This is a genomic window from Paenibacillus tarimensis (genome assembly GCF_021532315.1).
GTDB lineage: Bacteria > Bacillota > Bacilli > Paenibacillales > Paenibacillaceae > Paenibacillus_I > Paenibacillus_I tarimensis.
In genome coordinates this window covers 94,236-106,890 of the sequence record NZ_JAKGAO010000004.1, presented here as the reverse complement: position 1 = coordinate 106,890, position 12,655 = coordinate 94,236, and the positions used below count along the sequence as shown (strand labels likewise).

At 54.1% G+C, this 12,655-nt stretch carries 15 protein-coding genes; 1 reads left to right on the top strand and 14 read right to left on the bottom strand.

Annotated features, from left to right (window positions below):
- Window positions 1-5 precede the first annotated feature (5 nt).
- The 7 genes from L1N82_RS01620 to rplS all read right to left on the bottom strand — a co-directional run bounded on the left by L1N82_RS01620 (window position 6) and on the right by rplS (window position 5,653).
- The gene (locus L1N82_RS01620; RefSeq protein ID WP_235285594.1) at window positions 6-422 is read right to left on the bottom strand and encodes a YraN family protein; all 417 of its coding nucleotides are present in this window, start codon (window positions 420-422) and stop codon (window positions 6-8) included.
- Complete coding sequence (locus L1N82_RS01615) at window positions 412-717, bottom strand: EscU/YscU/HrcU family type III secretion system export apparatus switch protein (RefSeq protein ID WP_235285593.1); 306 nt, start codon at window positions 715-717, stop codon at window positions 412-414. The genes L1N82_RS01620 and L1N82_RS01615 overlap by 11 nt, the downstream gene beginning before the upstream one ends.
- Window positions 714-2,522, bottom strand: coding sequence for a hypothetical protein (locus L1N82_RS01610; RefSeq protein WP_235285592.1), 1,809 nt, complete (start codon window positions 2,520-2,522; stop codon window positions 714-716). The genes L1N82_RS01615 and L1N82_RS01610 overlap by 4 nt, the downstream gene beginning before the upstream one ends.
- A gap of 228 nt (window positions 2,523-2,750) precedes the next feature.
- Window positions 2,751-3,455, bottom strand: a complete 705-nt coding sequence (locus L1N82_RS01605) for a ribonuclease HII (RefSeq protein WP_328284411.1) — start codon at window positions 3,453-3,455, stop codon at window positions 2,751-2,753.
- The gene (ylqF, locus tag L1N82_RS01600) at window positions 3,452-4,345 is read right to left on the bottom strand and encodes a ribosome biogenesis GTPase YlqF (protein ID WP_235285591.1); all 894 of its coding nucleotides are present in this window, start codon (window positions 4,343-4,345) and stop codon (window positions 3,452-3,454) included. The genes L1N82_RS01605 and ylqF overlap by 4 nt, the downstream gene beginning before the upstream one ends.
- Window positions 4,346-4,412: 67 nt before the next feature.
- The gene (lepB, locus tag L1N82_RS01595; RefSeq protein WP_235285590.1) at window positions 4,413-5,183 is read right to left on the bottom strand and encodes a signal peptidase I; all 771 of its coding nucleotides are present in this window, start codon (window positions 5,181-5,183) and stop codon (window positions 4,413-4,415) included.
- A 128-nt stretch (window positions 5,184-5,311) separates the two neighbouring features.
- Complete coding sequence (rplS, locus tag L1N82_RS01590) at window positions 5,312-5,653, bottom strand: 50S ribosomal protein L19 (RefSeq protein ID WP_111148974.1); 342 nt, start codon at window positions 5,651-5,653, stop codon at window positions 5,312-5,314.
- Between the two features lie 297 nt (window positions 5,654-5,950).
- On the opposite strand from rplS, the gene L1N82_RS01585 reads away from it, so the two are divergent.
- Window positions 5,951-7,399: a CAP domain-containing protein gene (locus tag L1N82_RS01585; RefSeq protein ID WP_235285589.1), complete on the top strand. Its 1,449-nt coding sequence runs from the start codon at window positions 5,951-5,953 to the stop codon at window positions 7,397-7,399.
- A 56-nt stretch (window positions 7,400-7,455) separates the two neighbouring features.
- Here the strand turns inward: L1N82_RS01585 and trmD are convergent, their stop codons facing one another.
- The 7 genes from trmD to ftsY all read right to left on the bottom strand — a co-directional run bounded on the left by trmD (window position 7,456) and on the right by ftsY (window position 12,559).
- The gene (gene trmD / locus L1N82_RS01580) at window positions 7,456-8,247 is read right to left on the bottom strand and encodes a tRNA (guanosine(37)-N1)-methyltransferase TrmD (protein ID WP_235285588.1); all 792 of its coding nucleotides are present in this window, start codon (window positions 8,245-8,247) and stop codon (window positions 7,456-7,458) included.
- Window positions 8,247-8,762, bottom strand: coding sequence for a ribosome maturation factor RimM (rimM, locus tag L1N82_RS01575; protein ID WP_235285587.1), 516 nt, complete (start codon window positions 8,760-8,762; stop codon window positions 8,247-8,249). The genes trmD and rimM overlap by 1 nt, the downstream gene beginning before the upstream one ends.
- Window positions 8,763-8,858: 96 nt before the next feature.
- Window positions 8,859-9,089 (bottom strand): KH domain-containing protein, encoded by a 231-nt coding sequence (locus L1N82_RS01570; RefSeq protein WP_235285586.1) that lies wholly within the window; start codon window positions 9,087-9,089, stop codon window positions 8,859-8,861.
- A 74-nt stretch (window positions 9,090-9,163) separates the two neighbouring features.
- A complete protein-coding gene (gene rpsP, locus L1N82_RS01565; protein ID WP_111148969.1) occupies window positions 9,164-9,436 on the bottom strand; it encodes a 30S ribosomal protein S16 in 273 nt (90 codons plus the stop codon).
- A 66-nt stretch (window positions 9,437-9,502) separates the two neighbouring features.
- Window positions 9,503-10,879, bottom strand: coding sequence for a signal recognition particle protein (gene ffh, locus L1N82_RS01560; RefSeq protein ID WP_235285585.1), 1,377 nt, complete (start codon window positions 10,877-10,879; stop codon window positions 9,503-9,505).
- 20 nt (window positions 10,880-10,899) lie between these two features.
- On the bottom strand, window positions 10,900-11,262 hold the full coding sequence (locus tag L1N82_RS01555; RefSeq protein WP_235286135.1) for a putative DNA-binding protein: 363 nt from the start codon (window positions 11,260-11,262) through the stop codon (window positions 10,900-10,902).
- Between the two features lie 295 nt (window positions 11,263-11,557).
- Entirely contained in the window at window positions 11,558-12,559 is a 1,002-nt protein-coding gene (gene ftsY, locus L1N82_RS01550) for a signal recognition particle-docking protein FtsY (protein ID WP_235285584.1), read from the bottom strand.
- Window positions 12,560-12,655 lie beyond the last annotated feature (96 nt).

Below are 12,655 nucleotides of genomic sequence, written 5' to 3'. Positions count from 1 at the left end.
GGTCTTCAAAATGCATGCTCATAATGCGTGCACACGAGCGGGCCATCCGCCTCTTCATAGGAAACCGCAATGACGTCAAAACGCATAGCCAGGCTTACAGCGCTTCCGTGAACAGCCATATAGAACTGGGCAAGCTGGTGCAGCTTTCTCTGCTTCCGCCAGTCAACTGATTCAGCTGCAGTCCCATAACGGCTGCCAGACCGTCTCGTACGGACCTCAACAAACACAGTCGTTCCACTATCGTCTGCTACAATATCCAGCTCGCCACTGCGGCATCGCCAGTTGCGGCTCAGAATTTTGTACCCCTTACCTACAAGCAGTTCGGCGGCCGCATCCTCCCCGCGGCTGCCTGTCTCCTTACGGCGGGACAGCTCCTTACCGCGGCCGTTGGGTGCATTCCTGTCCATTCCGCTACTGCTCATCCTTCCACTCCTTCGCGCGCCGGTCAGATCGGTAGACAAAACTTAATATCTCGGCAACCAGCGTATACAGCTCAGGTGGTATCTCCTGATCCACATCCAGCTTGGATAGCACCTCGACAAGCGACGAGTCCTCCTGAATCGGCACATCATGCTCCTTTGCCTTCTCCAGTATAGATTCGGCGATCGCGCCTTTTCCCTTGGCCACCACGATAGGAGCACTGCGTTTCTCGGCATCGTACTTGAGCGCAACCGCCTTAGTCACATCGGCCCTGCCTGCGGCTTTGTCCTGCTTCATGCCCGGTAATCCACCCCTTTGTACCGCTTAGTCTGATACGCAGAAGGCTCCGGAAGCTGGGGGGCTTTCTTATCCGCTGCCTGGGCAGCTGCTTCTCCAGGGTCTGGCAGCGGCCTGGCATTAAGCGCCGACAGCTGGTACCCTGCTCCAGCCAGCGCTGCTGATACTTCAGCGCGCGCCTCCCTGACCATCGAGCCCATAACCGGATGATCATTCCAAATACTCAGGCTGACCATCTTCTCCACCACCTGCACATCCACTACCGTAGCCCCGAGCTGCTTCATCTGCAGGTCAAACAGCAGCCGGCAGTTATCCGCATCAAGCTCGCCTCTCTTGCCCCGTCTCGACTGTACATGAACAGAAGCAGTCTGTGCACCATCCGGTCCGTGAAACGGTATCATCAGCGTCACATGAGACAAGAGTGAACCTCCGCGTTCTGGGGAAAGAAGCAGCTGCTGGCCCGTAATATGCTGTACCAGCTGTTGTGCTGTTTCCCTAACGGCAGCAGGCACATCATCGCTATTGATCAGACTGAGCAAAGCTCCCTTCAATGTCTCGGCCGCGTTAATTTTCACCGACTCTGCTTGTGCAGCTGGTTCAAGCTGCGGTCCGCCTGTCTGGAGCGCCATCTGCAGTGCGGAGCGTTCAGGCATCTGTCCCTGCCGAAGCTCAGCAGGCTGAACCGGCTGCCTTGCCGTGGTCGCATCGGCCTTCTGGTCGGGATACTGCTGCAGCGCCGTGTCATCAACAGCCTGCTGTCCCGATGCGCTCGGCTTGCCCTGCCCGTTCAATGTCTGGGCAAGCATATTCTCATGATGCACGCCAAGCCATTTCATTAAACCGCCTACCCAGCTTTGGCCTGTGTCTGACGTTCCTGAAAACGTCCTGCCGGCAGCAGCTCCGCCGGCATGACCTGCCTGCTCCGGTCCAGACGCCGCATCCAGCTTACCTGAAGCAGCTTGTCCGCCAGCCGCCGCTGAGCCGGATGCTGCCTGCTGTGGTTGCGTATGCTGGCCTGCCATCTCATTGCCGCCGCGGGCGGCAGAGGCAGGGCCCGGGCCGCCTTGACCGGCTTGAACAGCCGCCGGGGCAGCTGCCGCTGCAGCGGCTCCCTTCATCAGAGCAGCACCATCAGCTATCAGAGACAGCACTTTAGCTGCCGCAGAGGGCAGCTTCCCGCTAGCTGTGCCTGCCGAGGAAGGCTGCGTATTAGAGTTATCTGTCAGGTTATTCAATTGCTGACGGAGCGTTTCCATCAGCTGTGTTACCGGCTTGCCGGACTGTGCCTGATGCAGCCCGGACAGAACACCCTGCGTGGCCGGTAACCCCCGCTTTAGCGCTGTTCCGGCGGCCTGCATCCACTGCTCCTCGTTGACTCTCGCCGGCTTCATTGCAGCAGCCTGCTGAAGTGATTGCGCCGTCTCACGATTAACCGGGAAACCTTCGCGCTTCAAGTCGCGGACAATATCCATTGCCCACTTCCGGTCTTGTAGCCCCAGCGTTTTTACCAGATCTTTAAGACTCTCCTCTGGCATACCGGCTCCGGAAGAATCCACGGCTTTTAACGTAACCAGACCGCCCGCCGATTCCGGCTGCACCTGCAGCATCGTCGTCTGGCCCGGCAAGAGAACCGACTCCAGCCTGGCGCGAACAGCCACACCATTGATCTGCACCATTGCATCCTGGCCTTCCATCATCTGCATAATAACGCCGCGAACAATCTGTCCGACCTTCAATTCGAGCGCCTTTCCATCCGCAGGCTGCGCTTCGCCAAGCATCCCCCGCATCAGCTGTCCTATATTCACTGGCCTCGCCCCTCCTTCCACCTGTCATACTTGATATCTGACCTATGATAATTCCGGCCGCTGCCGGTTTCATCGTCCTAATATATATATCGGCCTGATTACCCAAATTATAAAGCACCCCTTTAAACCGTCAAAAGCTCCGCCGCTTAAAGCGGGGAGCTCTTGCTGTTGCTGTATCCGGCCTGCTTAATCCTTTCCGCTGCTTCACTCGGCAGCCGAACCAGACGGTTAGAACAGCTCCTGCTGCTCGACCATCAGATTGCCAAGGAAGGAACGCCGGTGCATCGGCGTGGGACCATAAGCCAGAATCTGCTCACGATGATGCTTGGTCGCATACCCTTTATGTAAAGCAATTCCATACTCCGGATATAACCGGTCCCATTCCCCCATGCAGAGACGGTCGCGGGTCACCTTCGCCATGATAGAAGCGGCAGCAATGGACTGGCTTCGCGCATCACCGTGAATAACCGGGAGCTGCGGCAGCTCTATATCCAGCCTTTCGGCATCTACAAGCACATAATCGGGCTTTAAGGCAAGCTGACCAAGAGCCCGCTTCATAGCAAGCCTTGCCGCCTGCTTAATGTTGATCCGGTCAATTACATCCGCAGCTACACAGGCGACTGACCAAGCCAGCGCTTCTTCTGCAATCCGCTCATAATAATACTCCCGTTTCTTCTCGGTCAGCTTCTTCGAGTCGTTAATGCCCTCGAGAACAAGACCAGCCGGAAGAATAACCGCGCCTGCCACCACATCGCCAAACAGACAACCACGGCCAACCTCGTCAGCCCCTGCAATGAAGGCATATCCCTGCTCCCACAGCGGACGTTCGAAAGCGAGCATGTCTACCGCTTTTTCCTCCGCCTGCTTTTCAGGCTTAGCCTTCTGTCTTCCCCTGCGCTGCTCTACAACCGAGTTCTCCTGCTCTCCCGTCACAGGCTATCGATCCCCCCGGCTTCTGCTTCATCCGGCGTCTCCAGTGTCAGCCTGCCCATCTTGCCTGCGCGCATATCTCGCAAAATAATGCCGGAGGTCTTCTCCAGATCAATCCGGCCTCCGCTCACCAGACACCCCCGCTTGCGTCCGATCTCTTCCATAATTGCGACGACTTCATCTGCGTTGTTTAAATCCCGCTCCTTCTCCGCGACGCCGAAGCGTTCTGACAGAGCATCCGGATAGCGGGCGGCAATGACCTTGATTGCGAAGAACGCAATGTCCTCCACATTTAAAATTTCTTCTTTTATGGCTCCAGTCATGGCAAGCCGGTAGCCGACCATTTGATCCTCAAATTTTGGCCACAGTATACCTGGTGTATCCAGCAGCTCCATCTCGGTTCCCACCTTGATCCACTGCTGCCCCTTCGTTACGCCCGGCCTGTCGCCGGTTGCGGCAATATTCCGGCCTGCCAGCCTGTTGATCAAGGTTGATTTGCCCACATTCGGAATACCGACGATCAGAGCCCGGACCGCACGCGGATTCATTCCTTTGGCGGCCATTCGGGCCCACTTCTCGGCAACCAGCGCCTTGGCCTTCACCGGTATTTCGCCCACACGGGTCCCAGTAGAAGAATCCACAGCAACACAGGAGTGCCCCTGGGCTGTGAAATAAGCCATCCATTCCTCCGTCATCCGGGGGTCGGCCAAATCCGACTTGTTCAGTACAATCAGCCGCGGCTTATCGGGTAAAATTTCATCAATCATCGGATTGCGGCTTGCCAGCGGCACCCGGGCGTCCAGCAGCTCAATCGCTACGTCAATCAGCTTCAGTTTGGCCTGTATCTGTCTCTTGGCCCTTGTCATATGTCCCGGAAACCATTGTATCGTCACAAGTATCACCTTCTCTGTATGCGTCGACGGGACGCACGCAAACGCGCGCGTCCCGTCGTTATCTTAATCAAGATCCCGTATTCTCAGCCGGCTCCCCGGCATTACCCGCGGGTTCCTCAGCTTGCACGGGTGCGGTATGTTCAACCAAGCTCAGCTTATCCAGCGGCCAGAATATGAAATCTGCACGGCCTACGATCGAATCGTAATTCACATAGCCAATCATACGGCTGTCTTTGCTGTTACTTCTGTTATCCCCGAAAACAAGCACCTTATCCTCAGGCACTGTATCCTCGGTTATGAATGGATTCGGAAATCCTTCTCTCGTGTTGTACAGCTCGCCACGGCTGTTCGCTTCCGCGATCGCTTCCTTCAGATAAGGCTCGTCCATCTCGACCCCGTTTATGTAGATCGTATCGCCTTCAAGCTTCACCTTGTCGCCCGGAAGACCAATGATGCGTTTAATAAAATCGCGCTTCTCATCCGGTACATAGAACACAACAACCTCTCCGCGCTTCGGTGCTCTGATATCATAAATAATCTTATTGACTATAAGCCGTTCCCCGGATTCAAAGTTCGGTTCCATCGACTGGCCGTCGACAATGAACGGTGCAAATAGCAGCCAGCGGATCACAAATACTAGCAATGCGGCTATCGCAAGCGCTTTGAGCCATTCAATAATTTCTTTATATAGTCTGCTTCCGCCGCGGGGGGCCTGACCTGACGCCTCGACCGTCTGACCGGGCTGTGTGCCAGTATCGGGTGATGACGGCACAGCTGCCTGTTCCGTATCGCTGCCTTCCGCCGGATTCCCTGAGCGATGCTTCTGCGATTCGTCCATTAATACGCCTTCCTTCCGCTGCACATTAAGTCTATTATCTTAAGAAGCCTTCAATTTATGAAGCCGCTCCCCATTTCCGAAGAAGAGAAAGGGAGGCTTGTATGCGCAAGCCCCCCTTGGTAGAACAATTAACGAATTTCTTTGATTCTAGCTGCCTTACCACGCAGATTGCGAAGGTAGTACAGTTTCGCGCGGCGCACTTTACCACGGCGAGCTACTTCAATCTTGTCGAGTTTCGGAGAATGCACCGGGAACGTTCTTTCAACGCCTACTCCATAGGAGATTTTGCGCACTGTAAACGTCTCGCTGATTCCGCCGCCGCGACGCTTGATCACGACGCCTTCGAAGAGCTGGACCCGCTCACGGGTTCCCTCAATAACTTTAACATATACCTTCAGCGTATCGCCTGGGCGAAAGCTTGGGATGTCTTTACGGAGCTGCTCTTGCGTAATCGCTTGTACGATATTCATATTCATGTTCCCTCCTTCCACAACAGGCGTTCTTATAAGCTCTCCGGCTTCCCTTGGAAGCCGTGTCCTGGCCGACAGCGGACCGCCCGACTATTACAAACAACATTTGAAATTTTACCATACGCTAGATTAAAACACAACTATTATTATTAAAGTTCCAGCATTGCCGCTTAATTTGAATCCAACTGGTATTAATGAGAAAAGTTTCAGAACCAGCGATTCCCAAAAACGAATGACAGAAGCTCATCGTATACGTTAACATAAACCTTATTCCGGGATAGGAAAGGAGAACACAGCATGATACGAAACCAGCCTCATTCCCTGATCACCAGAATTGCCTTTTTGACAGCCATGATTACCCTGCTTGCTGGCTCTGTCATTCCAGGTCCGCATCCTAGCGGCGCCCATGCAGCCGCTGCTTCTTCCTTCAAGGACACTCAGGGCCACTGGGCTGCTTCCACTATAGAGTGGGCATCACGCAGCCAGATTGCGGCAGGTTATGGAGACGGAACCTTCCGTCCTGACCGTACTGTACAAGAAAGGGACTTTATCGTTATGCTGATGCGTGCCTATCCGGAGCTCAAGCTCCGCCAGGCAGGTCCGCAGGACAAATGGTATGAACCCTCGTACGAGAAGGCCGAAGAGCTGAACTGGCCGACCGGCATAGCGCCATTCAGGCGCGGAGAAGCGGCTGTCCTTCTCGCAGCGGCCAATGGCCGTTCACTAACCGTCAACTCGGCGGTCCAGTGGCTGCTTGATGAAGGACTGTCAAACGGTAAGACCGCACCTACCGTTGCCGGCTTCAAGGCAGCCGATACGATGACCAGGGCAGAAGCGCTGACGTTCATCTATAATCAGAAGCAGTACAAGCCGGAGCTAAGCTCATCGCCAGTTCTTCCGGCAGCCAAGCAACCGGACAAGCAGGCTGTTCTTTCCCTTCGCAGCATTGCAGTCGGTGATACGGCAGCATCCGTTACCTCCCGTCTGGGAGAGCCAAGCCGCAAGGACACGGCTGATAATGGAATGCAGTGGTATGTATATAATTCGAATTACGCTGACTTTGCTATGATCGGTATAAAGTCCGGTAAAGTCGTCGCTCTGTTCTCCAATGCCAAGAGCTGGAACGGCTCTAACCTTATCCAGGTTGGCATGGATGCAGAACAAGCGCTTGAAGTGTTCCGGTCGAAGCACAGTGCCACAAGTATACTGCGGGGTGAAGACTACTACAGCTTCACTGCCGGGCCGAACAGCTATCAGCTGTATCGTGACAAACTGGATGGCAACAAGCTCGCTGCCATACTGGTCCTTGAAGAAGGCACCCAGCTTGCCGGCACAAACCAGACAGTAAGCGCAGAGCGCGCTTCAGCCATGGAGCGCCAAGTGTTTGACCTCGCCAATGCTGAGCGCTTCAGACGCGGCCTTCAACCCTTTGTTTGGGATGACCAGGCGGCTGCCAGCTCACGCAAGCACAGCAAGGATATGGCCGTGAATAGCTACTTCAGCCATACGAACCTTCGGGATGAAAGCCCGTTTGACCGGATGAGCCAGGAAGGCATCACGTATCGTATGGCTGCCGAGAATATCGCGGCCGGTCATGCCAATGCGTTTCACGTCCATATCGGTTGGATGAACTCGGAGGGTCACCGAACCAACCTGATGAATGAGCGCCTGACCAAATTGGGAGTCGGTATATATGCAGGCGGCTCCTATAAGCTCTATTATACCCAGAATTTCTATACGCCATAGCATACAAGCCTAATAATGAACAAAAAGAGCGTTGTCCTAGGACAAGGCTCTTTTTGTTACGTCGTACCGCTGTCATCCGCAGCAGGCCCGCTACATCCATCTCGTTCCTTATGGCTCAGCAGCCTCCGCTGCTCCTCAAGCCAGCTGCGCTCCTTCGCGGTTAATTCCGCCTTCTCCAGCAGGTCCGGGCGCCGCTGCAGGGTCCTTAACAGGGACTGCTCCCTCCGCCAGGCGTCAATACGGCCGTGATGACCCGAGATCAGCACTTCTGGAACGTCCATGCCTCTGAAGGAAGCTGGCCGCGTGTAGTGCGGATATTCGAGCAGACCTGTGCTGAACGAATCGGTTACCGCAGAGGTTTCATTGCCGAGCACGCCGGGAAGGAGCCGGACTACCGCATCAATCACTACCATCGCAGGCAGCTCCCCGCCTGTCAGCACATAATCGCCGATAGACAGCTCATCCGTCACAAGATGCTCCCGAATGCGTTCATCATAGCCTTCATAATGGCCGCACACAAATATTAAATGCTCTGCTGCAGACAGCTCCTCCGCCTTGCGCTGGGTAAAAGGCTCCCCCTGCGGGCACATCAGAACGATCCTAGGCTCGGGTCCCGCGTCCTTCACCAGATCTTCCACAGCGGCAAACATCGGCTCGGGCTTGAGCACCATCCCCCCGCCGCCGCCATAGGGATAGTCGTCTACGGTATTATGCTTGTTATTGGCATATGCCCGAAAATTAACCGCGGCAAGCTCGACAATACCCTTTTCCCGCGCCTTACCCAGGATGCTTGCGCCGAATACGCCGTCAAACATCTCGGGGAAAAGGGTCAGCACATCAATCTTCATCAGATCAGCCCTTCCATCAAATGGACCGTCACAAGCTTCTCCTTTACATCCACACTGCGGATCACATCATCAATGACCGGCAGCAGCACAGGCTTGTCCTTCGGACGCTCTACAACCCACACATCATTAGCTCCGGGACTCAGGATTTCCGAAATTGTTCCCAGCTCCTCGCCCTCATCCGTTACCACTCGGCAGCCCACAATCTCATAGTAGTAATATTCGCCTTCTTCCAGATCAACCAGCTCATTATCCGATACTTTGACCGTCCAGCCTTTATACTTCTCGACCTCGTTAATATTGTCAAAGCCTTTCAGACGGACAATAAACATACCTTTATGCTCACGGGCGGCTTCCACTTCCACTGGTACAATTGTACCGCTGGCATCGTGAAGGCTGAGCTGACTCCCGGGAGCGAACCGTACATCCGGAAAATCTGTGGACGGATAGATTTTGACCTCACCCTTAATGCCGTGCGTGTTTACAAGCTTGCCGACGGTAAACCATTTGTTTGCCATCCCTGATCCTCCTTGCCACTCGAATGAACGCTTACCTTACTATGCGACGAAAAAGGGTTAGGACATTCATCCTAACCCCCGCCCACTGCTATTATTTCATGAGACGATATCAACAATAATACGCCGCCCGTCCTTGACGGCCGCAGATGTCACCACGGTCCGAAGCGCTTTGGCAATACGTCCCTGCTTGCCGATTACCTTCCCGATATCATCGGGATGAACCGAAAGCGAGTACACGGTTCCGCGATCATCTTCCCGGATGTCAATGCGGACATCTTCCGGATGATCTACTAAAGCCCTAGCTATGACAAGAATCAGATCTTTCATCACAAGGCCCTCCGCAGCAGGATGTCAAAACGGCCTCCGCAAAATGCGGATGCCGCTGAGCATGCCTGTGGCTATTATTTCTGTTGTTTCAGCTCATGGAACTTAGTCAGAATGCCCTGTTTGCTGAGCAGGTTACGAACGGTGTCAGATGCCTGTGCACCCGTTTGCAGCCATTTCAGAGCTTTCTCCTCATCGATGCTTACTTGAGCCGGTTGTGCAACCGGATTGTAAGTACCGATTTCTTCAATAAAACGACCGTCGCGTGGCGAGCGGGAATCGGATACTACTACACGATAGAAAGGCGCTTTGTGCGCACCCATACGTTTCAGACGAATACGTACTGCCATTGTTGATTCACCTCCTTCAAAAAATTGCCGTTCTCATTGCCTTGTATCACATCGATGTCCAGCGGATCAGCCGAAAGGAAACTTCCCTTTGCCAAGCATCCCCTTCAAGCCTTTCATGCCGCCCTTGGGTCCCTTCGGTCCCATCATGGAAGAGAACTGCTTCATCATCTTGCGCATTTCGTCAAACTGCTTAATGAGGCGGTTAACTTCCGCGATCGAAGTGCCGCTGCCCGCAGCGATCCGTTTCCGGCGGCTGTGGTTAAGCAGCTCCGGTTTCTGCTTTTCTTCAATCGTCATGGACCTGACGATCGCCTCTACCCGGTTGACCTGCTTCTCATCGACCTTGATATCCTTCATGCCCTTCATCTTGCCCATCCCCGGGAGCATGTCGAAAATTTGGTCAAGCGGTCCGAGCTTGCGAACTTGCGCCATCTGATCCAGGAAATCCTCGAACGTAAACTCTGCATTGCGCATTTTCCGTTCCATCTCAGCCGCTTTGTCCGCATCAATTCCGGACTGTGCTTTCTCGATGAGCGAGAGCATATCTCCCATCCCGAGAATACGAGAAGCCATCCGGTCCGGGTGGAAAGGCTCTAGCGCATCGATCTTTTCACCCATGGCCGCGAATTTAATTGGTTGCCCGGTTACCGCTTTAACCGACAGCGCCGCACCGCCCCTGGTGTCACCGTCCAGCTTGGTCAGAACAACGCCTGTCAGCGCCAGCTGCTCATGGAAGCTCTGTGCCACATTAACAGCATCCTGACCGGTCATCGCATCGACAACCAGCAGTACTTCGTCCGGCTTCGTCACCTCATGGATCTGCTTCAGCTCATCCATGAGCGCCTCGTCAATATGCAGACGGCCCGCCGTATCGATGATCACATAATCATTGCCGTTCTCTTTGGCCTGCTGCATGGCCTGACGGGCGATTTCTACCGGGCTTGTCTTGTCACCAAGTGAGAAAACAGGCACTTTAATTTGCTCGCCGAGAACCTGCAGCTGCTTGATCGCAGCGGGACGGTAGATATCACCCGCTACCAGCAGCGGCTTGTGATTGTTCTTTTGCAGCAATCTCGCCAGCTTACCAGAGGTCGTTGTCTTACCCGCACCCTGCAGACCCGCCATCATAATGACGGTCGGCGGCTTGCTCGCCTTGGCAAGCTTGCTCTGCGTGCCGCCCATCAGCTCGGTCAATTCCTTGTTAACGATGTCTACGACAACCATGCCGGGCGTAAAGCTCTTCATGACTTCCTGGCCGATTGCCCGCTCCTTCACCTTGGCGATGAAATCCTTGACAACTTTAAAGTTAACGTCGGCTTCCAGCAGCGCCAGCCGAACCTCGCGCATCGCCTCATTGACATCATCCTCGGATACCTTGCCCTTGCCTCTCAGCTTGCCGAATACGTTCTGCAGCCTGCTTGTCAATCCTTCAAAAGCAGCCATGAACCTCACCTCCCATGCAACTATTCGATCTCTACCGCATGCCGAAGCCCTCTAGCAATGCCGCGCAGCTCTGTAAGTGCCGCTTCGTCTTCTCCAGCTTCGAGCGCCTCGTCAAGCCGGTCGATTAACATCATCAGCTTCTCATGCCGTGCCACCAGGCCCAGCTTCTGTTCATACGTTTCAAGGACCGCTTGGGCCCGCTTTATATGCTCGTAAATAGCCTGCCGGCTGATTTCAAATTCCGCCGCGATCTCGCCAAGCGAGTAATCGTCGTGGAAATAATATTTAAGAAATGTGCGCTGCTTGTCAGTCAGCAGCGACTCATAGAAGTCAAACAACAGATTAATCCTGGTTGTTTTCTCCAGGGCACCCGGTTCGCTCATCGCCACCGTCCGCCCTCCTTCCGTCAAGGGAAAAACCTTTACAGCTGTACAACGTTTCTTATCATATCCTAACCCGCGACCATGTGTCAAGTCTTTTTACTTGTCAGTTATCTCACGGAAGCGGATGACCGGCACAATAAAAGGAGCCGCAAATAAAAGAAGCGACAGGAAACTCCTTACGAAAGCTGAAGTGAACAAACGGCCGTCTCCCTGCGGAAACGGCCGAACATGAACAGCAATCGTTATTGTTATCGTCAAACAAACTCGTCAGGCTGCATGCCGCCCGCCCTTAACCTCAGACCTCCTCGGTCTGCTTCTCTTCCTTCGCAATCAGACCGGCGAACAGCGCATGGACAAACTGCTCGGAATCAAATTCCTGCAGGTCGTCCATCTTCTCGCCAAGACCTACGAATTTTACAGGAAGGTTAAGCTCATTACGGATTGCCACTACGATCCCGCCTTTTGCCGTGCCGTCAAGCTTGGTCAGCACTAGACCAGTAACACCGCTCTTCTCGCCAAAGAGCTTGGCCTGGCTTAGTGCATTCTGTCCAGTCGTCGCGTCCAGCACCAGCAGGACCTCATGCGGCGCATTCGGGATTTCCCGCTGAATAACACGGAAGATCTTATTAAGCTCTTCCATTAGATTCGTCTTGTTCTGCAGCCGTCCTGCGGTATCACAGAGCAGGACATCCACGCCCCGCTGCTTGGCAGCCTGAACCGCATCGTACATCACTGCTGCCGGGTCTGATCCTGCCTGCTGCTTGATCACATCGACCCCAACCCGTTCACCCCATACCTCGAGCTGTTCAATGGCCCCTGCGCGGAACGTATCGCCTGCAGCCATCAGCACACGCTTGCCCTGGCTTTTGAAGCGGTGTGCAAGCTTACCGATCGTCGTCGTCTTGCCGACGCCGTTCACACCGACGAACAGCAGCACAGTAATGCTTCCTTCGGGCGCCATGTTCAGCTTAGGGTTCTCTTCACCCCGCAGCAAACCGACAAGCTTCTCGGACAGTACGGGCTGCAGCTCGGCCGCATCCTCAATTTTACGCTTCTTCACTTCTGCGCGAAGGTCATCGATCAAGTCCATGACCGTATTTACGCCTACATCCGCGCCGATCAAAATTTCTTCAAGCTCTTCATAAAAGGCTTCATCAATTTTCTTGCGGCGGATAACCAGTTCTTCGACCCTCTCAACGAGGGCGGTTCTTGTTTTCTCAAGGCCTTCCTTAAACTTATTGGTAACCGCTTCGGTCTTGCTCGAAATACTCTCTTTCAACCGTTTAAAGAAACTCATCCTTCTAATCGCCTGCCTTCCTGTATATAAGCACACCGACCTTATCCACGACTGATTCAGCGTGCATAGCCTTCTACATCTAATTCTTCATTCAGC